The sequence below is a fragment of the Pseudomonas sp. Root569 genome (assembly GCF_001427465.1).
In the GTDB taxonomy this organism is placed as follows: domain Bacteria; phylum Pseudomonadota; class Gammaproteobacteria; order Pseudomonadales; family Pseudomonadaceae; genus Aquipseudomonas; species Aquipseudomonas synxantha.
The window spans coordinates 60,726-85,943 of the sequence record NZ_LMGQ01000004.1; the positions used below are offsets into that span (position 1 = coordinate 60,726).

The window sequence follows — 25,218 nt, forward strand, 5'->3', positions numbered from 1 at the left end:
GGGCCTGGCATTCGCCAGGCCCATTGCTATGCGCGTCAGCCCAGCTGATGACGGTACGGCAGGTCGGGTCCGGTCTTGGTACAGGTCAACGCAGCCGCGCGAATCGCAAAGCCGAGCATGCTGTCAATTTGTGTGCGCGTCAGCTGCTGCAGACCCTCCAGTGAATCCAGCTGCTGCTCGGTCAGCCAGGCAATCAGTGCCGCCTGGAAGGTATCGCCGGCTCCCACCGTATCGGCCATCACCACCTTGACCGCCGGCTGAGACCAGTTGCCGTGCTGGCGACTGAATACCGAAGCGCCGTCGCCGCCACGGGTGAGAAACACCAATTGGCAACGATGCTGCAGCCAGCCTTGTACTACGCTTTCCGGTGACTGGCCGGGGTAGAGCAGGTGCAAATCTTCGTCGCTGACCTTGATCAGGTCAGCATGCTGCACCAGTTGCGCCACGCGCTCGCGCCACAGCTGGATATCCGGCTGCGGGTTAAGGCGCACATTCGGGTCGAGGCTGATCAGGCGCTTGCCGCTCTCGCGCTTGACCAGGTTCAGCAGGGTGTCGCCAACCGGCTGCACCACCAGGCAAAACGACCCGATATGCAGCCCACGCACCTCATCACCCAAGGTTGGCAGATGCGCCGTTTGCAGTTGGCGGTCGGCGCAGCCTTCGCCACGGAAGCTGTACTGCGGCGAACCATTGGCACCCACGGCGACCATCGCCAGGGTGGTCGGCGCGTCGAATTCCACCAGGAAGCGTTCGCTGACGCCTTCGTCCTTGAGCACCTGCAGCAAGCGGCGACCGAGGTAATCGGTGGACACGCCGGCAAAGAACCCTGACTCAATGCCCAGGCGGCGCAGGCCCACCGCCACGTTGAACGGCGAGCCACCGGCAATGGCCTTGTAATTGAGCTTGGCCGGCTGCCCACGGGCATCTTCCTCGCTGAAAAAATCAAACAGCGCTTCACCACAAACCAGGTACATAGTCGTTCGCTCTTAAAGGGATGCCACGTGCTGTTGATAACGCTCATACGCCTGTTGATAGGCACTGACATTAGCCGAAATCGGCAAGGTGCGGCTGGCCGGGTCGATGCTCACGCATTTTTCGCACAGGCTGGCCAGGGATTCGCCACTCTGGCACCAGGCCGCCTGGATCGCCGCGCCCAGGGCAGCAGCCTCGCTTTGTTCGGTACAGACCACTTCGGTGTGCATGATATCGGCGACCATCTGCCGCCACACCGGGCTTTTCGAGCCGCCGCCGATCAGGCGGATGCTCTGGCTTTGCAGGCCGGTGTGGCGCAGCAGGTCCAGACCGTAACGCAGGCCGAACGTGGTGCCTTCAACCACGGCGCGGCACAGATTGGCGCGGGTCAGGTTGGTCATGGTCAGGCCATGCAGGCTGCCGGTGGCGTGGGGCAGGGCGGGCACGCGTTCGCCATTGAGGAACGGCAGCATGCTCACGCCATCGGCACCGATAGGCGCCTGTTCGACCAGGGCGTTAAAGGCATTCAGGTCCAGTTCGAACAGCTCGCGAATCACGCCGGTGGCGTTGGTCAGGTTCATGGTGCAGATCAACGGCAGCCAGCCGCCACTCGACGAACAAAAGGTCGCCACCGAGGCCTGCGGGCTGACGTTGGGCTGGTCGGCAAAGGCATAGACGGTGCCCGAGGAGCCCAGGCTCATGGTGATCACGCCGGGGGCGATATTGCCGGTGCCGATGGCGCCCATCATATTGTCGCCGCCGCCGCTGGACACCACGGCCTTGGGGTTGATGCCCAGGCGTTCGGCGATGGCCGGCAGGATCGTGCCCACTGCTTGGTTGGCTTCGATCAACTGTGGCAAGGCGGCTTCAAGGCGACCGCTGGGGTCGATGTGCTGGAGCAGCGCCACATCCCATGTGCGGCTGCGCACATCGAAATAGCCGGTGCCGGAAGCGTCGCCGTACTCGGCGCAGGCACGGCCGGTGAGCCAGTAGTTGAGGTAATCGTGGGGCAACAGGATATGGGCGATGCGTGCGAAGACATCCGGATGCTGCTCGCGGGTCCAGAGCAGTTTGGAAACGGTGTAGCCCGGTGCGATCGCCACGCCCAAGCGCTCCAGGGAGCCGCTTTCGCCGCCCAGGTGGTGCAGCAGGCGGTCATTCTCGGGAGTGGTTTCGGTGTCGCACCACAGCTTGGCCGGGCGCAGCACTGCACCTTGCTCATCCAGCAGCACCAGGCCATGTTGCTGGCCGGAAACGCCGATGCCGAGGATGTCCTGGCCATCCACGCCGGACTGTTGCAGGGCGCGGTGGGTGGCTTCGGTAAAGGCGTCAAGCCATTCCTGGGTGTGCTGCTCACGGCGGCCATTGGCGCCGCTGATCAGCGTATGCGCGGCGGCGCCCAGGCCCAGTACCTTGCCGCTGGAGGCGTCGAGGACGATGGCCTTGGTGCCTTGGGTGCCGCAGTCGATGCCGAGAAACAGGTTTTGCTGGGTCATGAGGATTTGCTCAGCAGTATTATTTTTGGATTGGTAACCCGGTCAAGTGTGGGAGGGGGCTTGCTCCCGATGGCGGTGAGTCAGTTACAGATGCATTTACTGATACACCCTCATCGGGAGCAAGCCCCCTCCCACAGTTTTAATCCGGTTTGTTCAGGAGTTGTTGCAGGGTTTCGGTGACGCCTTTGTCGCGCAAGCTTGCATAGCATCGCTCAAACGCTGCCACAAACGCCGCCGACTTGGGAATAGCCGTACCAAAAATCTCCTCCACGCCCAACAAGCGCTGACTGATCAGTGCGTCATCCGTCACCAGCCCCTGGCAGAATTCGGCCCGTGGGTCGGGTATCTTGTAGCTCACGCCATTCTCATCTACGCCCTTCAAATACAAGGCCCAGGCCGCGACCACCAGTGCGGCGCGTTCGGTCTCGCGGCCATCGGCAATCAGGCGATTGATGGTCGGCACGGTGAACTTGGGAAACTTCGATGAACCATCGGAACACACGCGCTCCAACTGGTCGGCAATCGCCTGGTTGGAAAAGCGCTCCACCAAGGTCTGCTTGTAGGCGGTCAGGTCGATGCCTGGCACCGGCGCCAGGTTCGGGGTGACGTCCAGGTCCATATACGCACGCATATACGCCACGAACAGCGGGTCGTTCATGGTCTCGTGGACAAACCGATAGCCCTTGAGAAACCCCAGGTAGGTGAGCGCCAGGTGGCTGCCGTTGAGCAAGCCGATCTTCATCTCTTCGTAAGGCGTGACGTCATCGGTGAACTGCACGCCGACCTTTTCCCAGGCCGGGCGGCCGCTGACAAACTTGTCTTCCAGCACCCACTGCACAAACGGCTCGCACACCACCGGCCAGGCATCGTCGATGCCGTGTTCGTCATGCAATTGCAGGCGGTGAGCGGTACTGGTCATGGGTGTGATGCGGTCGACCATGGCATTCGGGAAGCTGACGTTGGCCTTGATCCAGTCATGCAGCTCGGCATTATGCAGGGCGGCGAAGGCCAGCAGTGCCTTGCGGGTGACGGCGCCGTTGTGGGGCAGGTTATCGCAGGACATCACGGTGAACGCGGGGGTGCCGGCGGCGCGGCGCTGGGTCAGGGCGGCGCAGATGAAACCGAACACGGTTTTCGGCGCCGTGGGGTGCGCCAGGTCATGCTGGATCTGTGGCAGGTGGGCCATGAACTCGCCGTTGCTGTCGTCGATGCAGTAGCCGCCCTCGGTGATGGTCAGCGAGACGATGCGGATCGCCGGATCGGCCAGTTTATCGATCAGCGCCTGGGCACCGTCTTCGGCGAGCAGCATGTCGCTGATGGCGCCGATCACACGTACTTCGGTGTCGTCGGTGTCACCCAGCTCATACAGGGTGAACAGGTAGTCCTGGCCGGCCAGGTCATCGCGGGCCTTGCGGTCTTCGGCACGCAGGCCGACGCCGCAAATGCTCCAGTCCAGGCCCTCGCCGGTATTCATCAGGGCGTCGGTGTAATACGCCTGGTGCGCACGGTGAAAGCCGCCGACGCCGATGTGGGCAATACCCTGGCGGGTGTCGGCAATCGCGTAGGCCGGGGTTTTCACTTCCGGCGCCAGCTGCGTGAGGTTGGCTTTATTCAGTTTCATCGGGAAATACTCGGGATCAGGCGGCAGCGCGCAGTGGGCGGGCCACGGCTACACCGTTTGTGTCGAACAGATGGCAGTGCGCCGGGTCCAGGTGCAGCTGCAGGGTTTCGCCGTATTGGCTGGCCATGTCGCCGCGGATGCGCATGGTCAGCGGCTCGCCATTGGCAGTGATGACGTGGCAGAAGGTGTCACTGCCCAGGCGCTCGCCGACATCGGCGGTGACGGTCAGGGTGGTTTGCCCCGGCGCAGCGATTTCCAGGTGCTCCGGACGGATCCCCAGGGTCACCTCACTGCCGACGCTCAAGGTGGTGCAGCTCAACGGCAGGCTGATCAGGGTACCGGCGTCCAGTTGAACTTCGCAGCCCTGGGTCTCGATGCGGGTGACCTTGCCCTTGAGGAAACCCATCTTCGGCGTGCCGAGAAACCCGGCCACGAACAGGTTGGCCGGCTGGTGATACAGCTCCAGCGGCGAGCCGACCTGTTCGATACGGCCACTGTTGAGCACCACCACCTTGTCGGCCAGGGTCATGGCTTCAACCTGGTCGTGGGTCACGTAGATCATGGTGGCTTGCAGTTCTTTATGCAGACGCGCCAGTTCCAGGCGCATCTGCACGCGCAGCGCGGCGTCGAGGTTGGACAGCGGCTCGTCGAACAGGAAGATCTTCGGGTTACGCACAATCGCCCGGCCGATCGCCACGCGCTGGCGCTGGCCGCCGGACAGTTGCTTGGGCTTGCGCTCCAGCAGCGGACCGAGCTCGAGGATGCGCGCCGCTTCGCTGACTTTGCTGTCCACCAGCTTCTTGTCGACGCCGGCCAGATCCAGGGCGAACGACATGTTCTTGCGCACGCTCATGTGCGGGTACAGCGCGTAGGTCTGGAATACCATGGCCAGGTCACGTTTGGCCGGGGTCACTTCGGTGATGTCGCGGCCATCGAGTTCGATGGTGCCGTCGCTGACTTCCTCAAGGCCCGCGATCAGCCGCAGCAGGGTGGATTTACCGCAGCCCGACGGGCCGACGAACACCACGAATTCCTTGTCGTTCACTTCAAGGTCAATGCCCTTGATGATGGAAAAGCCTTCGAAGCCTTTTTGCAGATTCTTGATTTTCAGGTTGGCCATGATGGGCCTCCTTTTCGCAATTTTTATAAGAAGCCGTTATTTGACGGCGCCGAAGGACAAACCGCGCACCAGCTGTTTCTGGCTGATCCAGCCAAAGATCAGGATCGGCGCGCAGGCCAGGGTCGAGACAGCGGACAACTTGGCCCAGAACAAACCTTCGGGGCTTGAGTAGGAGGCGATCAGTGCGGTCAGCGGCGCGGCGCTCGACGAGGTCAGGTTCAGCGACCAGAACGCCTCGTTCCAGCACAGGATCAACGACAGCAGCACCGTGGAGGCCAGGCCACCCTTGGCAATCGGCAGCAGCACGCGGACCATTTCCTGCCACAGGGTGGCGCCGTCCAGGCGTGCGGCTTCGAGGATGTCCTTGGGGATGTCCTTGAAGTAGGTGTACACCATCCACACCACAATCGGCAGGTTGATCAGGGTGTAGATGATGATCAGCGCAATGCGCGTATCCAGCAGGCCGAAGCTCTTGGCCAGCAGGTAGATCGGCATCAGCACGCCCACCGGTGGCAGCATCTTGGTCGACAGCATCCACAGCAGCGTGCCCTTGGTGCGCTGGGTTTCGTAGAACGCCATGGAGTAGGCGGCCGGTACCGAGATCAGCAGGCACAGGGCAGTGGCGCTGAAGGAAATCACCACCGAGTTCCAGGCGTAGGCGAAGTAGTTGCTGCGTTCGTTGATGTGCAGGTAGTTCTCCAGCGTCGGCGTGAAGATGAACTGCGGCGGGGTGGCGAACGCGTCGATTTCAGTCTTGAAGCTGGTCAGCACCATCCAGAAGATCGGGAAGAAAATCAGGATCGCGATGGCCCAGGCCAACGTACCGAGCAGCAGGCTTTGCAGGCGGCGGGATTGTTGAAGTGTCATGGCGCGGCCCTCAAGGCTTGTCAGTCAGGTTTTTGCCGATCATCCGCACCAGGATGATCGCCGCGATATTGGCGATGACCACGGCAATCAGGCCGCCGGCCGAGGCCATGCCCACATCGAACTGCACCAGCGCCTGGTTGTAGATCAGGTAGGCGAGGTTGGTCGAGGCGTAACCCGGGCCACCGTTGGTGGTGGTGAAGATCTCCGCGAACACCGAGAGCAGGAAGATCGTTTCGATCATCACCACCACGGCAATCGGGCGGGCCAGGTGCGGCAGGGTCAGGTGCCAGAAAATCGCAATGGCGCCGGCACCGTCCAGGCGGGCGGCTTCCTTCTGTTCCTGGTCCAGGGACTGCATGGCGGTCATCAGCAGCAGGATCGCGAAGGGCAGCCATTGCCACGAGACAATGATGATGATCGACAGCAGCGGGTAATGCGCCAGCCAGTCCACCGGCTCGGCCCCGAAGAACTTCCATACCGCGGCGAGAATCCCCGACACAGGGTGGAAAATCAGGTTCTTCCAGATCAGCGCCCCGACGGTGGGCATGATGAAGAACGGCGAAATCAGCAGCACACGCACGATGCCGCGCCCGAGGAATTCACTGGCCTCCAGCAGGGCACTGATCAGCACACCAAAGACCACGCTGATCAGCAATACGCTGCCCACCAGCAACAGCGTATTGGTGGCGCCGGGCAGGAAGCCCGAATCGGTGATGAAGTAGGTGAAGTTCTCCAGCCCCACGAACTGGTTTTCACCGGGGTAGAGCAGGTTGTAGCGGATCAGCGAAAAGTACAGGGTCATGCCCAGGGGCACGATCATCCACAGCAGCAACAAGGCCACCGAGGGGCTGACAAGGAACCAGCCGGGGTTGGCCAGGCGGTTTTTGGCGGGTGTATTCATTAGAATCAAGACCAGTCAGATACGAATCGGAGCGCGGTCAGTGTGGGAGGGGGCTTGCTCCCGATAGCGGTGTATCAGTCACACAATCATCAACTGGTAGATTGCTATCGGGAGCAAGCCCCCTCCCACATTTGACTGTGGTGAAGGCCGGGATTACTTGGGGTAACCAGCCCGCTTCATTTCACGCTCGGTGGTGGTCTGCGCGGCGGTCAATGCGGCATCTACCGTCTGCTGACCGGTCAACGCACCCGAGAAGAACTTGCCGACCTGGGTACCAATCGCCTGGAACTCAGGAATGGTCACCAGCTGGATGCCGATATACGGCACGGGCTTCTCGGTCGGCTTGGTCGGGTCGGCCACTTTCAGCGATTCCAGGGTCACCTTGGCAAACGGCGCGGCCTGCATGTACTCGTCGCTGTAGGTGGATTTGCGCGTACCTGGCGGCACATTGGCAATGCCATCGGTCTTGGCCACAAGCTGGCCGTATTCCTTGGACGTGGCCCAACTGGTGAATACCTTGGCGGCGTCCTTGGCCTTGGAACTGGTCGGGATCGCCAGGCTCCAGGAATACAACCACGACGTGCCCTTGTCGGTCTTCTCGTGGGGCGCGAACGTGAAGCCCACATGCTCGGAGACCTTGCTCTGGCTCTTGTCGGTAACAAACGAGCCGGCCACGCTGGCATCCACCCAGATCGCGCACTTGCCGCTGTTGAACAGCGCCAGGTTTTCGTTGAAGCCGTTGCTGGAGGCGCCCGGTGGGCCGGATTTCTTCATGTTGTCGACGTAGAAGTTCAGCGCATCCTTCCACTCCGGGCCGTTGAATTGCGGCTGCCATTTCTCATCGAACCAGCGCGCCCCGTAGCCGTTGGCCAGGGTGGTGATCAGCGCCATGTTCTCACCCCAACCAGCTTTGCCGCGCAGGCACAGGCCGTATTGCTCTTTGGATTTGTCGGTAAGTTTGGCCGCGTATTCGCCGATCTGGGTCCAGGTCGGGTGCTCAGGCATGCTCAGCCCGGCGTCCTTGAACAGGTCGGTGCGGTAATAGGTGATCGAGCTTTCGGCATAGAACGGCAGGGCGTACAGCGAGCCCTTGACCGACAAACCGTCACGCACCGAAGGGAACACATCGTCGAGGTCGTAGGAGGCCGGCAGGTCCTTCATCGGCTCCAGCCAACCCTTGGCACCCCACAGTGCGGCTTCGTACATGCCGATGGTCAACACATCGAACTGCCCGCCCTGGGTAGCAATGTCGGTGGTCAGGCGTTGGCGCAGCACGTTTTCTTCGAGTACCACCCAGTTCAACTTGATCTCCGGATGCTCGGCCTCGAAGGTTTTCGACAGCTTTTGCATGCGGATCATGTCGCTGTTATTGACGGTGGCAATGGTCAGGGTTTGCGCGCCAAAGCTGACGGCGCTGAGGGTCATGCATGCTGTCATGCAGGTCGAGGCAAGCAGTACTTTTGCTGTGAACTTCATCGCGCACTCCATTTCCGCGCCCAGGGGCGACGGAAGGACAGTTATTGTTGTTGTGTCTTCCTACAGGTAGCCAGGAAGAGTGTGCGTCGATTACAGCCTTGAAATGGTGTTGTGACAAATCCTTGGGCGCACGCTCACTGATACTTTTTTGCACTCGATGTTCGTCCCCGTGACGCGTGGGGACGATCGATGCCGTATTTAACGCTCGATATCAGCCAGTACCCGCTCAGCCAACAATCGAGACACCTCGATCAACTGGGCAATACCCAGCGCGCCTTCGCGTCGCGAGCCGTCGAGCTCAAAGGCGAAATCGCAGGTGAGGGCGTGGGCAGAGGCGAGGGATTCGCTGAGGTTGACCAGAAGGTCTTGAGTGGAGATACCGTCTTTCACGGTGAATAGCACGCTGGGTGCTGGATCGATTGGGGGATTTGGGGTGGGTTTGATCATGATGAAACTCCTGATTTAAATGGAGCTACCACTGATCGCCGCGACGCGATTGGGTGGTAGCTGTACGCAGGTTCGCGGACCGGAATCAGGAAACCGGCATACCCGAAGGTATCCCGCGCACAGCCACCATAAGGCCGCACAGTAGACGATAAAAAGGCGTCAACTGAAAGCAGAAATGGCACTTTGCGCCTGATTACACCGGGCCGCGACGCCCAACCGCTGCGTGTGCAGCGGTGTACGGAGACTAGAGATTGAGTGTCCTAGGGACAACCTCAAATCCTTGTCAGACGTTTCTGCGTTTCCCAATACCTAGCCGAACGGTCAGTTGTTTGGCTTTGTACTAGTCAGCACCATCTTTCTTGCGCCATTTCGGCGCCATCTCTCTGCATAACTCAACGCCAAGACCGCGTTTGAGCACCCCTGCACGCTAAAAAAGGACGAAGCATGAAAGACACCGATACTGAAATCCAACATTCAACTCGCCCAATCAAAGCCATCTACGACTACGCGACACTCGGCTCAAGAACGCGTATGGGTGGAGAAATCATTACTGCAAGCACCAGCCTCGAGATCCATGACTTGCGCATCGCGTGCGTCGGCGACCGAGTGCGCTACCCCGATGGCAAAGAGAGCGAAATTGTCTCGGGAGCAGGTTTCGCAGCCACCTACAAAGGTCTGCCCATCGCCATTGTCGGCAGCGCTACCGACAACGGCGACACCGTGACGGGCAGCCTGCAAAACCTGGCTCAGGTGGTGGAGTACGCGGACGGCGATGGTATTCCTGGCCTTCTAAAGCCTGGATATCGCGTGGAGAGTCAGATGTGAGGCGCTACAACATCACCACGGGTTCAACCACCACAGCGGGTGGCAAAGTGACCAGTGGTTGTGAGCGCACCAGTTTCAACGGCGAATTAATCTCAAGGGAGGGTGACCGGGTCGCTTGCCCGACTTGCGGCACTGAAGGCTTCATCGCGCTTACCGGCCCTCATTTGCACGAAGAGTGGAACGGCAAGCAAGCGGCGCTGGAGGGTGATCTGTGCATCTGCAAATGCGATCCGCCGCCGGAGTTGATTGCCAATCAGCGCTTCAAATGCCAGGAGTTCGGTCCCCAGCCTCAACGATTCACCACCGTTGGAATGGGGCCGACCGCGTCCGCCGCGCCACCTTCCAACGTAGCCGCGCCCGCTGCGCCGAATCGTGCCGCTGATACCTGCGTTTTCGCCAAATCATGCGTTTCGGTACCGGTCGGTTCTACAGCCGCGGGAACCGGCCCGGAAAACGCCAGAAACTTCGGCTCCACGGCCGTCATGGCCTCAACCGGTACGACGGGCGCCGTCGGCAGGGTAGCAGGCATACTTGGCAGCGACCTCGGTGCTTGGGCTGTACGAGGCTTGGCCGGCGCCAGTTCCGCCCTCAACCTCGTGCTGCTGCATTCTGGCCACGGGATATCGGTGACTCAACGCTGTACACCTCGGAGCAGTTGGAGGGGATGCGTTTGGCCAGCACGCGAGTGCGTTTCCAGTTTCGCCAGGATGAGTCCGGTGAACTGAGTGTTTACGGCCTACATACCCAACCTGGCAGTGGCGCCGACCGCGTACCCGTTGCGCAAGCCCGGTGGAATGAGGACCACAGCGCGATGGTGGCGGTGCTGGATGGCATCAGCATCACATGGACGCCGAACCACGGCCCGGTTGTCAGCGTGCCGAGCCCGTATCCCGGTACACCGGAACGCTTGGATAACGTGTTTGTTCATCCGGTTGCGGTGGGGCAAGATTCGGCAATCAGTCACTATCCAGGACGGGATGCAGAGAATATCACCTGGCAGGATACGATCATTTCGTTTCCGGCTGATTCGGGTGTGCCGCCGTTGTATTTGGTGTTTGCCAAGCCGGCGGTCAGGCCATTGGAGGTTGGGCAGGCAGCTGATTTGATGAGTCGTAGCCGTAAGGATGGGCTGGATATTGACCATATTCCTGCGCAAAAGGCGCTGGAATTGGCGTTAAGGCATCGTATGGCGGATTTGACGGATGAGGAGGTTCAGAGCTTTCTTCGTCGTGGCGCCAGCATCGCTATACCAGTCAGAGTGCATCAGAATCACAGTGAGACTTATGGCGGCCGAAATACCAAATACAGGCAGAGTAAAGATGCTGAAGACCTTCGAGCAGCGGTGAACAGTAACGTGGATGCGATTAAGAGAGGGCTGCTCGAAGAGGGGTTCGCTGAGTTCGATATCGAGGTCGCCCGTCAACAATTACATGACATCAACCAAGCCCAGGGGTGGTATTGATGGACGCCGTGACAATTGAAAGTTGGATCAAACATCTAGGATGGCTCTATGAGGATTTAATTTCCCACAGAATTATTCCAGGCCTGCCACTCACTGAGCTCTACAGCGGGCGTGATTGGTTATCGCTGAAAAAACCAGCTGACGGCCTGGAGTTAAGTTTCTGGGCGGAGACGAGGAGGTACGAGCGACTCTTTATCACCCTGCGCTCTACTGTTGAAGGTACAACAGCGTACAAGGGTGAGCTTCCCAAGCCTTTTGCGTTACTAGCATCCAAGTCAGAGGTGCGAGCAGCTTTCGGTATGCCCATGGAATCACAAGGCCTGACGAAGCTGCCTTTGGATACCGTATTGGGTGGCTTTGATACTTATTCGCTGGATCAGATTAACTTCCCAAATCTGAAAGTGTCCTTTCAATACACATCCACAATGCAGATTAAAACGTTGGTTTTTTCGTTAATCAACCGAGGGCACCCTTAGTACAACAGAAAAATTCATCTTTAACGTGGAAAAGCTTTGAATACTGAAAAAGGGGCACGCATTTATTTAAGCCGAAACAAATGCGTCCCCTTTATGCCTTGTCTTGATCAAAATAATCTGCTCAGGTGAGGTGCTTTCGGTCCCGCTGCTTGCCCGCAGTACTCGACCATACATCCCCACCTTACCCTCAGGCATACGCTCCTCGGGAATCGCCAGGCTCTGGCGAACCAGGGAGGTACCCTCAACGAGATCGTCAGCGGCCGCATTAACCGGGTCGCCAAGGTGAATGGCGAAGTAGTCACCAGGTCTCTGAATGGCCCACTTGTCGTATGAATAGACCGCATAGGGACGCACATGCCGGATGCCCAAACCATAAACCACACCTTCATCGGGCACATGCCCAAGAGGTATAGCAGGATATGCGGAATAAGGAGGGTCCAGGTCTTCCTCTCGCTGTGGGTCGACAGCGGTAGAGGGTTCCTGATCAAGCGGATGGTCAGTCATACAGGGCTCTCCTGGCGTAGGGGCACGCACGGTTTTTATCGGCGGGGCCAAGGAGATCAAACAACTACGAGAAGGACGCGTCTAGCTGTGAAAGTTGACAGTGGCGACAATTGGCGCAGTTTAGATACGTAGGCGCCAGGCATCGTTTTGATAACATTCAGTTCATGTTTTGCTCAGTCAGGCGCTGCACCGCCAACCGCCGGTAGTGGGAAGGTGTCATGCCTTTAAGCTGCTGAAAGCGCCGATTGAAGTTGGAAATATTGTTGAATCCCGACTCAAAGCACACATCCGTCACGGCCTTGTCGCCATCGGCCAGCAGTTCGCAGGACTTGCTGATTCGCAGGCGATTGACGAACTCAATAAAAGTACGCCCGGTGGCCTGTTTGAATACCCGGGAAAAATACGTCGGCTTCATGCCCAGGTATTCCGCGACTTCTTCCAAGGGCAACTCCCTCGCGTAGTGGGCAAAGATGTAGTCCACCGCCCGGTTGGTGCGGTCGATGCTGTGTTCATCGGCTTGCTGTGGCGTGGTCACCCCGGAGAGCAGTTGGTAGTCGTCACAGGCGCTCAGCACTTCCAGCAAAATGAAAAAATGCCCCAGGCGCGCCATGCCTTGGGCCTCCTCAATGCGCTGCATCAGGGCCATGGCCTGGGCGATGGTTTTTTTGCTGCGGAATTCTATGCCGTATTGCGCACGCTCCAGCAAGGGCGCCAGGCTCTTGAGCTCGGCAAACGTATGGCTGCCTTGCTCGAACAGCTCATCGGTGAAGTTCACCAACATGTCGCGCTTGGGCACTACTTCGCCTTCCTCCACCTGGCTGATCCAGTTATGCGGTAGGTTGGGGCCGGTGAGGAACAGGCTTTCGGGGTAGAAGTTGCCGATGTAGTCGCCGATAAACACCTTGCCCGAGCTGGCGACGATCAGGTGCAGTTCGTATTCCTTGTGAAAATGCCAGCGCACCAGCGGGCAGGGGAAACCGTGCTGGCGATAGATGATGGACAGGCCGTTGTGATCGTCCATCAGCTCGTAGGAAGGGTCGGTGATACGCGTTGCTCGGGTCATGCTGCCGTCGCTTTATTGTGGTTGCGATCCGAATAATGCCCCGTTGTGCACGGCCCTGCCAGCTTCAAGCGTCTGAGCGTGCGCCGCTGCATCCTGTACGAGTAGGATTACAGAAGATTTTTATCTGAAACAGACACGAGCGAGGGCTTATTCATGATTCGCGATGCACGTCCCAGCGATGCACATAGCATCGCCAGCGTTCACGTCAGTAGCTGGCAACAAGCTTATCTTGATCTGATGCCCGCTGATTTTTTGGCCTCCCTTACTGCGACTTTGCCCAAGAGGGAAGCGCATTGGACTCATGCGATTGAAAGCAAAGAGTCTGACGTTTTAGTTTCAGAGGTGGATGGAAAGGTTACTGGTTGGATTTCAGTGGGGCCTTGCCGGGATGAAGACGAGGCTTGCGCAGAAGCGGGAGAGGTCATGGCCATCTACGTGTTGGCAGAATACTGGGGCAACGGTATAGGCGCCCAGTTATGGGCGTCAGGTTTAAAGCGTTTGGTTGATCAGGGTTATAAGGTGATTACCTTATGGGTTTTAGCTGAAAACCAAAGAGCGGTGCGTTTCTATCAAGGGCTCGGGGGAAGGGAAGAGCTTGGCAGCCGTCGCACGCTCGTGCGTGGCGGGGTGTCCCTGGAGGAGGTGAGGTACGTTTGGGAGCGTTAGGGCTCAGGGATGTCCGATTCGACTTGCCGCGCAGCGGCGACAAGTCTGAATCACGCTTTTCATGCTCTTTGCGTCGATTGTCTAGATGTTGCGATTTTTCGCTTCGATCCACTGGGACATGTACTGGGTACTTTTATGCGCGTGATGGCGCAGCATGCTGCCGGTAAAGTTGTCCCGGCGATGGGCGGCAAGATTGCGGCGACATTGCTCCAGGCATTCGACCAAGGCTGACCCATGGAAGGCCTGGTCATAGCGACGAGCCAGGAGCTGACGCCCACGTTCCTGGGCCTGGGTCCAGCGTTCGCGGTCTTGATAAAGAGCCACGGCAGCGGCAGCCAGGGCCGGGGCGTTGTGCTCGATCGCACCGGGCCAGGGTTGATCATCGCCCATGGCCTCGGCACCGATGGGGGTGGTGACATTGGGCGTGCCGCACAGCATCGCGTCGACCAGCTTGCCCTTGATCCCCGCACCAAAGCGCAGGGGCGCCAGGCAGATACGCGCCGCCGTCATCACTTGCAGTGCATCTTCGGCCCAGTTCATCACATGAAAGCCCTGGGCCGGGTTGTGCAGGGCAGTGGCCTTGGGCGGCGTGTAGGCCCCGTAGATATGTAACTGGACGCCCGGCAGTTGCTGGCGGATCAGCGGCCACAGGCTGTTCTTCATCCATAGCACCGCATCCCAGTTTGGCGCGTGGCGGAAGTTACCGATGCTGAGAAAGTGCGCACGGTCTTCAAAGGGCGCAAAAGCGCGGGTGGGCGGCTGCAGCATCAGCGGGCACCAGTGCAGCAGGGCGGCGGGCACCTTGAAGTGTTCGGTGAGCAGGCGGATTTCCACGTCGGAGATCATCAGGCTGATGTCGCAGCGGTAAATCGCGGCGATTTCGCGCTTGGCCAGGTCGGTGTCGGCCATGCGCTGGAATTCTTCCTTCAGCGCCGGAGCGAACAGGGCGGTGAAGTCGTCGCCGTCGGGATGGGCTTTCACATGCTCCTTGAACCGCTGATGGCGTGCGTCGCGCAGGCTTTGCAGGTCGGAGGTTTCCAGCACGCGCAGGGCGTCGGGGCAGCATTGCTCCACGCGCCAGCCGAATTGCTCCTCCATCATGAAGCGGTCGAACAGCACGATATCCGGGGCCAGTTCGCGGATAAAGTCGTCGAAGCTGCTGTTATTGAGCTCAATGGCGCACTCAGCAATACCGAGGGCGGGCAAGTTGGCCTTGTGTTCGCCGATGGTCGCCGGGCTGCTGAAGGTAATGTCCCAACCTTGTGTAAGAAAGCTCTCGAGAATTTGCATCATGTGCCCGCCTGCGGCCGAGGAGCGCGGCTCTGGCCAGACATAACCAATGACCAAGACTTTGGTGGCAGGCTGATTCATCGACGACGGTTTCCTTGAAGGGCAGGTGAAAAGCGCGCAATTAAACCACAACCGGTGGCATGACAATTTGTGTCTGGCGGTAGGTAGCGTCGGCACTTTGTGGTTAACTTCGGCCTCTCGAATTCGTTTAACCAAAACCCAGCATAAGGATTCCGTTCATGGCTCAAGTCACCCTTAAAGGCAACCCGGTCCAGGTTGAAGGCGAACTGCCGAAAGTCGGCGCCAAAGCCGCAGACTTCACCCTGACCGCCGGCGACCTGTCCAACGCCACCCTGGCTACCTTTGCCGGCAAGCGCAAAGTGCTGAACATCTTCCCAAGCGTTGACACCCCAACCTGCGCCACTTCCGTGCGCAAGTTCAACGCCCAGGCCAACGATGTGGCTAACACCGTGGTGCTGTGCATCTCCTCCGACCTGCCATTCGCCCAGGCACGCTTCTGTGGTTCCGAAGGCCTGGAAAACGTGAATAACCTGTCGGACTTCCGCAACGCCGACTTCGCCGTTGACTATGGTGTTTCCATCGCCGACGGCCCGCTGCAGGGCCTGACCGCTCGTGCTGTCGTAGTGCTGGACGAAAACGACAACGTGCTGCACAGCGAGTTGGTCAAGGAAATTGCTGAAGAGCCAAACTACGATGCAGCCCTGGCTGTGTTGAAGTAACTGTTTCTGCGCGTAACTGTCGTTTGGCAGTAACACGTATGATGCATGATTGCGGCCTGGCCTAGTCCAGGCCGTTTTTATTTGAGCGTCAGCGGTTTAGCGAAATAGCCAGCGGACTAAGCTCAGACGTTAAAAGTTGTAAGCCCAAGGTAAATAGCCGGTAAAGGTGCTTTTCTAAACGCACCCCAGTGCTTATCTTTCAGCCTCCCGAAGAAGAAGCTCTCACCCCCAATGGTTGACCACTCCATGCAATCCTCCCCCCGCAAATCCCGCCGCTGGTTGTTTGGCCTGCTCGTGCTGCTGGTTATCGCCGGCTTGTGCTGGAAATTCTGGCCCGGTGGCGCAGCCCATAAAGACGCGCCGGCCGGTCACACCGGTAAAACCGGTATGGCGCGCCCGGGCTTCGGCGGTTCCACCGGCCCGGTTCCGGTGCGTGTGGCGCCGGCGGTGCTGGGGGAGTTCCCGGTTTACTACAAGGCCCTGGGTACGGTCACTGCGCTCAACACCATTAATGTGCGCAGCCGGGTGGGCGGTGAGCTGATGAAGATCGCCTTTGAAGAAGGGCAGATGGTCAAGGCCGGCGACCTGCTGGCAGAAATCGACCCGCGCAGCTACCAGAACGCCTTGCTCCAGGCCCAGGGCACGCTGCTGCAGAACCAGGCCCAGCTGAAAAACGCCCAGGTCGACGTCGAGCGTTATCGCGGCCTGTATGCCCAGGACAGTATCGCCAAGCAGACGCTGGACACCGCCGAAGCGCTGGTCTTGCAATACCAGGGCACAGTCAAGACCAACCAGGGCGCGGTAGACGACGCCAAGCTCAACCTCGAATTCACCAAGATCCGCGCGCCGATCAGCGGCCGCGTCGGCTTGCGCCAGCTTGACGTCGGCAACCTGGTCGCCGCCAACGACACCACGGCCCTGGCGGTGATCACCCAGACCCAGCCGATCAGCGTGGCCTTCACCCTGCCGGAAAATACCCTGGAAACCGTGCTCGCTCGTTACCACGCTGGCAACAAGCTGCCGGTGGAAGCCTGGGACCGTGGCGACACGAAAAAGCAGGCCGTCGGCGTGCTGCAAAGCCTGGACAACCAGATCGATGTCACCACCGGCACTCTGAAATTCAAGGCGCGCTTCGATAACAAGGACCAGGCGCTGTTCCCCAACCAGTTCGTGAATGTGCACTTGCTCGCCGACACCCTGCATAACGTGGTGCTGGCACCGTCTGCGGCGATCCAGTTCGGCAATACCGGCACCTTTGTCTACAAGCTCGACGGCGACAATAAGGTCAAGGTCCAGCCTTTGGTGCTCGGTGATACCGACGGCGACAACACCGTGATCAAGGAGGGCCTGGTCGCCGGCGACCGCGTGGTGCTGGAAGGCACCGACCGTCTCAAGGACGGCAGCGAAATCGAAGTGGTCAATGACAGCAGCGAAGTGCCGACCACGCCGACCGAACACCTGCAAGGCAAGCCTGCGGCAAAAGGGGAGACCGGCGCTGACGCCGGCAAGGCGCAAAAGGTCGGTTCATGAACCTGTCACGCCTGTTCATCCTCCGCCCGGTCGCCACCACGCTGAGCATGCTGGCCATTGTGCTGGCCGGTATCATTTCATACCGCTTGCTGCCAGTGTCGGCCTTGCCCCAGGTGGACTACCCGACGATTCGGGTGATGACCCTGTACCCCGGGGCCAGCCCCGATGTGATGACCAGTGCGGTCACCGCACCGCTGGAGCGCCAGTTCGGGCAGATGCCCGGGCTGACCCAGATGGCGTCCACCAGCTCCGGCGGCGCCTCGGTGCTGACCCTGCGTTTCAATCTCGACATCAATATGGATGTCGCCGAGCAACAGGTGCAGGCCGCAATCAACGCCGCCACCAACCTGCTGCCCAAGGATTTGCCGGCGCCGCCGGTGTACAACAAGGTCAACCCGGCCGATACCCCGGTGCTGACCCTGGCGATTACTTCCAAGACCATGCTGCTGCCCAAGCTCAATGACCTGGTCGACACGCGTATGGCGCAGAAAATCGCGCAGATCAGCGGCGTCGGCATGGTCAGCATCGCCGGCGGCCAGCGCCAGGCCGTACGCATCAAGGTCAACCCCGAGGCCCTGGCGGCCAATGGCTTGAACCTGTCGGATGTGCGCAGCCTGATCGCCGCTTCCAACGTCAACCAGCCCAAGGGCAACTTTGACGGCCCCACCCGGGTGTCGATGCTCGATGCCAACGACCAGTTGGTCTCGCCCGAGCAATATGCCGAACTGATCCTGGCCTACAACAATGGCGCACCGCTGCGCCTCAAGGATGTGGCGCAGATCGTCGACGGCGCCGAAAACGAACGCCTCGCGGCCTGGGCCAATCAGAACCAGGCGGTGCTGTTGAATATCCAGCGCCAACCCGGCGCCAACGTGATCGAGGTGGTCGACCGCATCAAGGCGCTGCTGCCGAGCATCACCGACAACCTGCCGGCCGGGCTCGATGTGACCGTGCTCACTGACCGTACCCAGACCATCCGCGCGTCGGTCAAGGATGTGCAGCATGAGCTGCTGATCGCCATTGCCCTGGTGGTGATGGTGACCTTCCTGTTCCTGCGTCGGGTCAGCGCCACGATCATTCCGTCTATCGCCGTGCCGCTGTCCCTGGTCGGCACCTTTGGCGTGATGTACCTGGCGGGGTTCTCCATCAATAACCTGACGCTGATGGCCCTGACCATTGCCACTGGCTTTGTGGTGGATGACGCCATCGTCATGCTGGAAAACATCTCCCGCTATATCGAGGAGGGCGAGACGCCGATGGCGGCGGCACTCAAGGGCGCCAAGCAGATCGGTTTTACCCTGGTGTCCCTTACCCTCTCGCTGATTGCGGTATTGATCCCGCTGCTGTTCATGGCCGACGTGGTCGGGCGGCTGTTCCGTGAATTCGCCATCACCCTGGCGGTGGCGATCCTGATTTCCCTGGTGGTGTCCCTGACCCTGACGCCAATGATGTGTGCACGCCTGCTCAAGCGTGAACCCAAGGAAGAGGAACAGGGGCGCTTCTACAAGGCCAGCGGCGCCTGGATCGATTGGCTGATCGAAGCCTACGGGCGTAAGTTGCAGTGGGTGCTCAAGCACCAGCCGCTGACCCTGCTGGTGGCCATCGCTACCCTGGGCCTCACGGTGGTGCTGTACCTGGTGGTGCCCAAGGGCTTTTTCCCGGTGCAGGACACCGGGGTGATCCAAGGGATTTCCGAAGCGCCGCAATCGATTTCGTTTGCGGCGATGAGCCAGCGCCAGCAGGAGCTGGCGAAGATCATCCTCGCCGATCCGGCGGTGGAAAGCCTGTCTTCCTATATTGGCGTGGATGGCGATAACGCCACCCTCAACAGCGGCCGCTTGTTGATCAACCTCAAGGCCCACGGCCAGCGCGATTTGAGCGCAGCGCAGGTGATTACGCGACTGCAACCTGAAATCGACAAGCTGGTGGGCATCCGCCTGTTCATGCAGCCGGTGCAGGACCTGACCATTGAAGACCGTGTCAGCCGTACCCAGTACCAATTCAGCATGTCGTCCCCGGATGCCGAGTTGCTGGCGCTGTGGAGCGGCAAGCTGGTGCAAGCCCTCAGCCAGTTGCCGGAACTCACCGACGTTGCCAGCGACCTGCAGGACAAGGGCCTGCAGGTGTACCTGGTGATCGACCGCGACGCGGCCTCGCGCCTGGGCGTCAACGTTGCGACCATCACCGACGCGCTGTATGACGCCTTCGGCCAGCGGCAGATTTCCACCATCTACACCCAGGCCAGCCAGTACCGCGTGGTGTTGCAGGCCCAGTCCGGCGAGACCCTCGGCCCGGCTGCCCTCAACCAGATCCATGTGAAGACCACCGACGGCGGCCAGGTGCGGTTGTCGAGCCTGGCCCATGTGGAGCAGCGCCAGGCGCAATTGGCGATCGCCCATATCGGCCAGTTCCCGGCGGTGATGATGTCGTTCAACCTGGCCCCCGGTGTCGCCCTGGGCAAGGGCGTGGAACTGATCAACCAGACCCAGAAGGACATCGGCATGCCGGTGGGTGTGCAGACCCAGTTCCAGGGCGCGGCCCAGGCGTTCGAGGCGTCGTTGTCGAGCACCTTGCTGCTGATCCTGGCGGCGGTGGTCACCATGTACATCGTGCTCGGCGTGCTCTACGAGAGCTATATCCACCCGATCACCATCCTTTCGACCTTGCCGTCGGCAGCGGTAGGGGCCTTGCTCGCACTGCTGCTCAGTGGCAATGACCTGGGCATGATCGCGATCATCGGCATTATCCTGCTGATCGGTATCGTGAAAAAGAACGCGATCATGATGATCGACTTCGCCCTCGACGCCGAGCGTAACCAGGGCCTTGACCCGCAGACCGCGATCTACCAGGCGGCGCTGCTGCGCTTTCGACCGATCCTGATGACCACCCTGGCCGCCTTGTTCGGCGCAGTGCCGTTGATGCTCGCCACCGGTTCCGGTGCAGAGCTGCGCCAACCGCTGGGCCTGGTGATGGTCGGCGGCTTGCTGGTGAGTCAGGTGTTGACCCTGTTCACCACGCCGGTGATCTACCTGTACTTTGATCGTCTTGGCCGGCGCTGGCGCAAAGAGCCGCAACGCCTGGAGCCGGTTGAGTCATGAACCTGTCCGGACCTTTCATTCGCCGGCCGGTAGCCACCATGCTGCTGAGCCTGGCGATCATGTTGCTCGGTGGCGTCAGCTTCAACCTGTTGCCGGTATCGCCGCTGCCGCAGATCGACTTCCCGGTGATCGTGGTGTCGGCCAGTTTGCCCGGCGCCAGCCCCGAGGTGATGGCGTCCAGCGTAGCGACGCCGCTGGAGCGTTCATTCGGTTCGATTGCCGGCATCACCACCATGAGCAGTTCGTCGAGCCAGGGTTCCACGCGGGTGATCCTGGCGTTCGATTCCGACCGTGATATCAACGGCGCGGCGCGGGAAGTGCAGGCGGCCATCAACGCTTCGCGCAACCTGCTGCCCAGCGGTATGCGCAGCATGCCAACCTACAAGAAGATCAACCCGTCCCAGGCACCGATCATGGTGTTGTCGCTGACTTCCGATGTGTTGCAAAAGGGCCAGTTGTACGACCTGGCCTCGACCATCCTGTCCCAGAGCCTGTCCCAAGTGCCCGGCGTAGGCGAAGTGCAGATCGGCGGCAGTTCGCTGCCGGCGGTGCGCATCGAGCTGGAGCCCAAGGCCCTCGACCAGTACGGCGTCGCCCTGGACGATGTGCGCAACACCATCGCCAACGCCAACCAGCGCCGCCCCAAGGGTTCCCTGGAAGACGCTGAGCGTAACTGGCAGATCCAGGCCAACGACCAGTTGGAAAAAGCCAAGGATTACGAGCCGCTGTTGATTCGCTATCAGGATGGCGCGGCCCTGCGCCTGCGCGACATAGCGAAGATCACCGATGGCGTGGAGGACCGCTACAACAGCGGTTTCTTCAACAATGACTCGGCGGTGCTGCTGGTGATCAACCGCCAGTCCGGCGCCAACATCATCGAGACGGTCAGGCAGATCAAGGCCCAGTTGCCAGCGTTGCAGGCGGTGCTGCCGTCCAGCGTCAAGCTCAGCCTGGCCATGGACCGCTCGCCGGTGATCGCCGCCACCCTGCACGAAGCCGAGATGACCTTGCTGATTGCCGTGGGCCTGGTGATCCTGGTGGTCTACCTGTTCCTGGGCAACTTCCGCGCTTCGCTGATCCCGACCCTGGCGGTGCCAGTGTCGCTGGTGGGCACCTTTGCGGTGATGTACCTGTACGGTTTTTCGCTGAACAACTTTTCGCTGATGGCGCTGATCCTGGCCACCGGGCTGGTGGTGGACGATGCCATTGTGGTGCTGGAGAACATTTCCCGGCATATCGATGAAGGTGTGCCGCCGATGAAGGCCGCGTACCTGGGAGCCCAGGAAGTCGGCTTTACCTTGCTGTCGATGAACGTGTCGCTGGTGGCGGTGTTCCTGTCCATCCTGTTCATGGGCGGGATTGTCACCAACCTGTTTCGCGAGTTTTCCATCACCTTGTCGGCGGCGATCATTGTCTCGCTGATCGTCTCGTTGACCCTGACGCCGATGCTCTGCGCCCGCTGGCTCAAGCCCCATGACAAGCACAAACAAACCGGTTTGCAACGCTGGAGCCAGAAGGTCAACGACCGTATGGTCGCCGGCTACGCCACCAGCCTGGACTGGGTGCTGCGCCATCGGCGCCTGACCTTGCTGAGCCTGTTGCTGACCATCGGTTTGAACGTGGCGCTGTATGTGGTGGTGCCAAAGACCTTTATGCCGCAGCAGGACACCGGCCAGTTGATCGGCTTTGTGCGTGGCGACGATGGCCTGTCGTTCAGCGTGATGCAGCCGAAGATGGAGATCTTCCGCCAGGCGGTGCTCAAGGACCCGGCAGTGCTCAGCGTGGCCGGCTTTATCGGCGGCAACAACGGCACCAACAATGCGGTGATGCTGGTGCGCCTCAAGCCGATCAGCGAGCGCAAGATCTCCGCCCAGGCCGTAATCGAGCGCTTGCGCAAGGATGTGCCGCTGGTGCCGGGCGGGCGTCTGTTCCTGATGGCCGACCAGGACCTGCAGTTTGGTGGCAGCCGCGACCAGACCAGCGCGCAGTACTCCTACATCCTGCAAAGTGGTGATTTGGCCGCGTTGCGCCTGTGGTACCCGAAAGTGGTTGCGGCCATGCGTGAGCTGCCGGAGCTGACCGCCATCGACGCCCGCGAGGGGCGAGGCGCGGCCCAGGTCACGCTGATTGTCGACCGTGACCAGGCCAAGCGTCTGGGTATCGACATGAACATGGTCACCGCCGTGCTGAACAACGCCTACAGCCAGCGGCAGATTTCCACCATCTACGACAGCCTCAACCAGTACCAGGTGGTGATGGAGGTCAACCCCAAATATGCGCAGGACCCGATCACCCTCAATCAGGTACAGGTGATCACTGCCGATGGTGCGCGGGTGCCGTTGTCGACCATCGCCCATTATGAAAACAGCCTGGCAGACGATCGCGTCAGCCATGAAGGCCAATTCGCTTCGGAGAATATCGCCTTCGACATGGCTCCCGGCGTCACGGTAGAGCAGGGCACGGCCGCTATCGAGCGGGCGATTGCCAAGGTCGGCTTGCCCGAAGATGTGATCGCCAAGATGGCCGGCACCGCCGATGCCTTTGCGGCCACACAGAAGGGTCAGCCGTTCATGATCCTGGGCGCATTGGTCGCGGTGTACCTGGTGCTGGGCATCTTGTATGAAAGCTATATCCACCCGCTGACGATCCTGTCGACGCTGCCTTCGGCCGGGGTGGGCGCCATGCTGGCCATCTACCTGACGGGGGGCGAGTTCAGCCTGATCTCATTGCTGGGCTTGTTCCTGCTGATCGGAGTGGTGAAGAAGAACGCGATCCTGATGATCGACCTGGCGCTGCAACTGGAACGCAACGACGGTATGGGCCCGCTGGAATCAATCCGCAGCGCCTGCCTGCTGCGTCTGCGACCGATCCTGATGACAACGCTCGCCGCGATCCTCGGCGCCTTGCCGTTGTTGCTCGGCACCGGCGATGGTGCGGAAATGCGTCGCCCCCTGGGCCTGACCATCATTGGCGGCCTGGTTTTCAGCCAGATCCTGACCCTCTACACCACCCCGGTGGTCTACCTCTATCTCGACCGCGCACGCCATCGTTTCAACGCGTGGCGCGGCGTGCGTACCGATGCTGCCCTGGACACTGCGCTATGACCGATTCAATCAACGCCCCTGCGATCCCTGTAGGAGCGAGCTTGCTCGCGAAGAACGCCCATACGCCGCGTTCATCCAGAAGGAACGCGTTATCGTTAACGGCCTTCGCGAGCAAGCTCGCTCCTACAGTGGGCCTGGCCATGTTGCTCAGCGCTTGCGCCATCGGCCCTGACTACCAGCGCCCGGAGGTCATCGAGCCGGTGCAATTCAAGGAGGCCCAGGGCTGGCGCCAGGCCAACCCCAGTGACTCCCTGGCCCGTGGCGCCTGGTGGGAGCTGTACGGCGACCGCCAACTGAATGACCTGGTGGTGCGCCTCAACACCTCCAACCAGACCGTCGCCCAGGCCGAAGCACGTTTTCGCCAGGCCCAGGCACTGGTGCGCAGTTCACGCGGGGCGTTCTACCCCAGCGTCGACCTGAGCGTCGGTAAAACCCGCGCCAGCCAGGGCACCGGCAGCAGCAGCGCGAGCCTCAGCAGCTCCAGCAGCGGTATTCGCGACACCCTCAATGCGCAGTTGGGCGTGAGTTGGGAGGCCGATATCTGGGGCAAGTTGCGCCGTGGTCTGGAGGCCAATGAAGCCAGCGCCGAGGCCAGCTCAGCCGATCTGGCCGCGATGCGCTTGAGCCAACAATCGGAACTGGTGCAAAGCTACCTGCAACTGCGGGTCATGGACGAACAGACACGCCTGCTGCAAGCCACGCTGGACACCTACCAGCGCTCATTGAAGATGACCGAAAACCAATACCGCGCCGGTGTAGCCGGCAAGGACGCCATTGCCCAGGCGCAAACCCAGCTCAAGACTACCCAGGCCAGTCTGATCGACCTGATCTGGCAGCGCGCCCAACTGGAAAACGCCATCGCCGTATTGATCGGGGAAGCCCCGGCCAACTTCAACCTGGCCGTGAGCAAGGAAATCCCGGCACTGCCACAGATACCGGTGAGCCTGCCATCCCAGTTGCTCGAACGCCGCCCCGACATCGCTTCGGCGGAACGTTCGGTGATCGCCGCCAACGCCAATATCGGCGTAGCCAAGGCGGCGTACTACCCGGACCTCAGCCTGAGCCTGCAGGGCGGCTATTCCAGCAGCACCTATGAGGATTGGATCAGCCTGCCGAACCGCTTCTGGTCGGTTGGGCCCAAATTGGCGATGACCCTCTTTGATGGCGGCCAGCGCTCGGCGGAAGTCGACCGCACCGTGGCCAGCTATGACGAGACCGTGGCCAAGTACCGCCAGACGGTGCTGGATGGTTTCCGTGAGGTGGAAAACTACATGGTGCAACTCAAGGTACTGGCGGACGAGGCGGTGGTCAGCAATGAAGCGCTGGAGTCAGCGCGAGAGTCGTTGCGCCTGACCGAGAACCAGTACAAGGCGGGGTTGATTGCCTATCTGGACGTGGTTACCGTGCAAGCGACGGCCCTGAGTAACGAGCGTACGGTGTTGAACTTGCTGCAGTCGCGCTTGGTGGCAAGTGTGCAGCTGATTGCCGCACTCGGGGGCGGCTGGGACGGCCAGACCTCCCTGGCCGAAAAGGAGTGACCCGGCCCAAATGTGGAAGGGG

At 60.4% G+C, this 25,218-nt stretch carries 21 protein-coding genes; 10 read left to right on the forward strand and 11 right to left on the reverse strand.

Translation table 11 applies throughout. The features are described 5' to 3' along the window. Positions 1-35: 35 nt before the first annotated feature. From ASD70_RS05210 to ASD70_RS05245, 8 genes are all read right to left on the reverse strand, one after another. The gene (locus ASD70_RS05210; protein WP_056845835.1) at positions 36-974 is read right to left on the reverse strand and encodes a carbohydrate kinase family protein; all 939 of its coding nucleotides are present in this window, start codon (positions 972-974) and stop codon (positions 36-38) included. A 12-nt stretch (positions 975-986) separates the two neighbouring features. Continuing rightward, positions 987-2,468, reverse strand: a complete 1,482-nt coding sequence (xylB, locus tag ASD70_RS05215) for a xylulokinase (protein WP_056845836.1) — start codon at positions 2,466-2,468, stop codon at positions 987-989. 139 nt (positions 2,469-2,607) lie between these two features. Next, complete coding sequence (locus ASD70_RS05220; RefSeq protein WP_056845837.1) at positions 2,608-4,089, reverse strand: mannitol dehydrogenase family protein; 1,482 nt, start codon at positions 4,087-4,089, stop codon at positions 2,608-2,610. 16 nt (positions 4,090-4,105) lie between these two features. Continuing rightward, positions 4,106-5,209 carry an ABC transporter ATP-binding protein gene (locus ASD70_RS05225; protein ID WP_056845838.1) on the reverse strand — a complete coding sequence of 368 codons (1,104 nt, stop codon included), beginning with the start codon at positions 5,207-5,209 and terminating at the stop codon, positions 4,106-4,108. A 36-nt stretch (positions 5,210-5,245) separates the two neighbouring features. Then, a complete protein-coding gene (locus ASD70_RS05230; RefSeq protein WP_005788583.1) occupies positions 5,246-6,076 on the reverse strand; it encodes a carbohydrate ABC transporter permease in 831 nt (276 codons plus the stop codon). A 10-nt stretch (positions 6,077-6,086) separates the two neighbouring features. Then, positions 6,087-6,977 (reverse strand): carbohydrate ABC transporter permease, encoded by an 891-nt coding sequence (locus ASD70_RS05235; RefSeq protein WP_043051067.1) that lies wholly within the window; start codon positions 6,975-6,977, stop codon positions 6,087-6,089. Between the two features lie 153 nt (positions 6,978-7,130). After that, complete coding sequence (locus tag ASD70_RS05240) at positions 7,131-8,453, reverse strand: ABC transporter substrate-binding protein (protein WP_046067943.1); 1,323 nt, start codon at positions 8,451-8,453, stop codon at positions 7,131-7,133. A 198-nt stretch (positions 8,454-8,651) separates the two neighbouring features. Then, complete coding sequence (locus ASD70_RS05245; protein ID WP_046067944.1) at positions 8,652-8,900, reverse strand: DUF6124 family protein; 249 nt, start codon at positions 8,898-8,900, stop codon at positions 8,652-8,654. 444 nt (positions 8,901-9,344) lie between these two features. Between ASD70_RS05245 and ASD70_RS05250 the strand changes: the two genes are divergently transcribed. The 4 genes from ASD70_RS05250 to ASD70_RS05260 are packed head-to-tail and all read left to right on the forward strand — an operon-like array spanning position 9,345 to position 11,663. After that, positions 9,345-9,725, forward strand: coding sequence for a PAAR domain-containing protein (locus tag ASD70_RS05250; RefSeq protein WP_056845839.1), 381 nt, complete (start codon positions 9,345-9,347; stop codon positions 9,723-9,725). A gap of 47 nt (positions 9,726-9,772) precedes the next feature. Continuing rightward, on the forward strand, positions 9,773-10,450 hold the full coding sequence (locus ASD70_RS29270; protein ID WP_236708689.1) for a PAAR domain-containing protein: 678 nt from the start codon (positions 9,773-9,775) through the stop codon (positions 10,448-10,450). After that, positions 10,390-11,187, forward strand: a complete 798-nt coding sequence (locus ASD70_RS29275) for an S-type pyocin domain-containing protein (protein ID WP_236708686.1) — start codon at positions 10,390-10,392, stop codon at positions 11,185-11,187. The genes ASD70_RS29270 and ASD70_RS29275 overlap by 61 nt, the downstream gene beginning before the upstream one ends. After that, positions 11,187-11,663, forward strand: a complete 477-nt coding sequence (locus ASD70_RS05260) for a DUF6392 family protein (RefSeq protein ID WP_056845840.1) — start codon at positions 11,187-11,189, stop codon at positions 11,661-11,663. The genes ASD70_RS29275 and ASD70_RS05260 overlap by 1 nt, the downstream gene beginning before the upstream one ends. A 66-nt stretch (positions 11,664-11,729) precedes the next feature. Here ASD70_RS05260 and ASD70_RS05265 read toward each other — a convergent pair whose 3' ends face one another. Both ASD70_RS05265 and ASD70_RS05270 read right to left on the reverse strand, forming a co-directional pair. Further along, positions 11,730-12,167, reverse strand: coding sequence for a hypothetical protein (locus ASD70_RS05265; protein WP_056845841.1), 438 nt, complete (start codon positions 12,165-12,167; stop codon positions 11,730-11,732). A gap of 157 nt (positions 12,168-12,324) precedes the next feature. Continuing rightward, positions 12,325-13,230: an AraC family transcriptional regulator gene (locus tag ASD70_RS05270; RefSeq protein WP_056845842.1), complete on the reverse strand. Its 906-nt coding sequence runs from the start codon at positions 13,228-13,230 to the stop codon at positions 12,325-12,327. A gap of 153 nt (positions 13,231-13,383) precedes the next feature. On the opposite strand from ASD70_RS05270, the gene ASD70_RS05275 reads away from it, so the two are divergent. Continuing rightward, on the forward strand, positions 13,384-13,896 hold the full coding sequence (locus tag ASD70_RS05275) for a GNAT family N-acetyltransferase (protein WP_056845843.1): 513 nt from the start codon (positions 13,384-13,386) through the stop codon (positions 13,894-13,896). A gap of 81 nt (positions 13,897-13,977) precedes the next feature. Here the strand turns inward: ASD70_RS05275 and ASD70_RS05280 are convergent, their stop codons facing one another. Then, on the reverse strand, positions 13,978-15,267 hold the full coding sequence (locus ASD70_RS05280) for a glycosyltransferase (RefSeq protein WP_056845844.1): 1,290 nt from the start codon (positions 15,265-15,267) through the stop codon (positions 13,978-13,980). A gap of 158 nt (positions 15,268-15,425) precedes the next feature. On the opposite strand from ASD70_RS05280, the gene tpx reads away from it, so the two are divergent. From tpx to ASD70_RS05305, 5 genes are all read left to right on the forward strand, one after another. Further along, the gene (gene tpx / locus ASD70_RS05285; RefSeq protein WP_056845845.1) at positions 15,426-15,926 is read left to right on the forward strand and encodes a thiol peroxidase; all 501 of its coding nucleotides are present in this window, start codon (positions 15,426-15,428) and stop codon (positions 15,924-15,926) included. A 231-nt stretch (positions 15,927-16,157) separates the two neighbouring features. Continuing rightward, positions 16,158-17,456 (forward strand): MdtA/MuxA family multidrug efflux RND transporter periplasmic adaptor subunit, encoded by a 1,299-nt coding sequence (locus ASD70_RS05290; protein WP_046067951.1) that lies wholly within the window; start codon positions 16,158-16,160, stop codon positions 17,454-17,456. Beyond that, positions 17,453-20,554 carry an MdtB/MuxB family multidrug efflux RND transporter permease subunit gene (locus ASD70_RS05295; protein WP_056845846.1) on the forward strand — a complete coding sequence of 1,034 codons (3,102 nt, stop codon included), beginning with the start codon at positions 17,453-17,455 and terminating at the stop codon, positions 20,552-20,554. Before ASD70_RS05290 ends, ASD70_RS05295 begins: the two co-directional genes overlap by 4 nt. Continuing rightward, positions 20,551-23,658 (forward strand): efflux RND transporter permease subunit, encoded by a 3,108-nt coding sequence (locus ASD70_RS05300; RefSeq protein ID WP_056845847.1) that lies wholly within the window; start codon positions 20,551-20,553, stop codon positions 23,656-23,658. The genes ASD70_RS05295 and ASD70_RS05300 overlap by 4 nt, the downstream gene beginning before the upstream one ends. Further along, positions 23,655-25,196 (forward strand): efflux transporter outer membrane subunit, encoded by a 1,542-nt coding sequence (locus ASD70_RS05305; RefSeq protein WP_080944604.1) that lies wholly within the window; start codon positions 23,655-23,657, stop codon positions 25,194-25,196. The genes ASD70_RS05300 and ASD70_RS05305 overlap by 4 nt, the downstream gene beginning before the upstream one ends. Positions 25,197-25,218 lie beyond the last annotated feature (22 nt).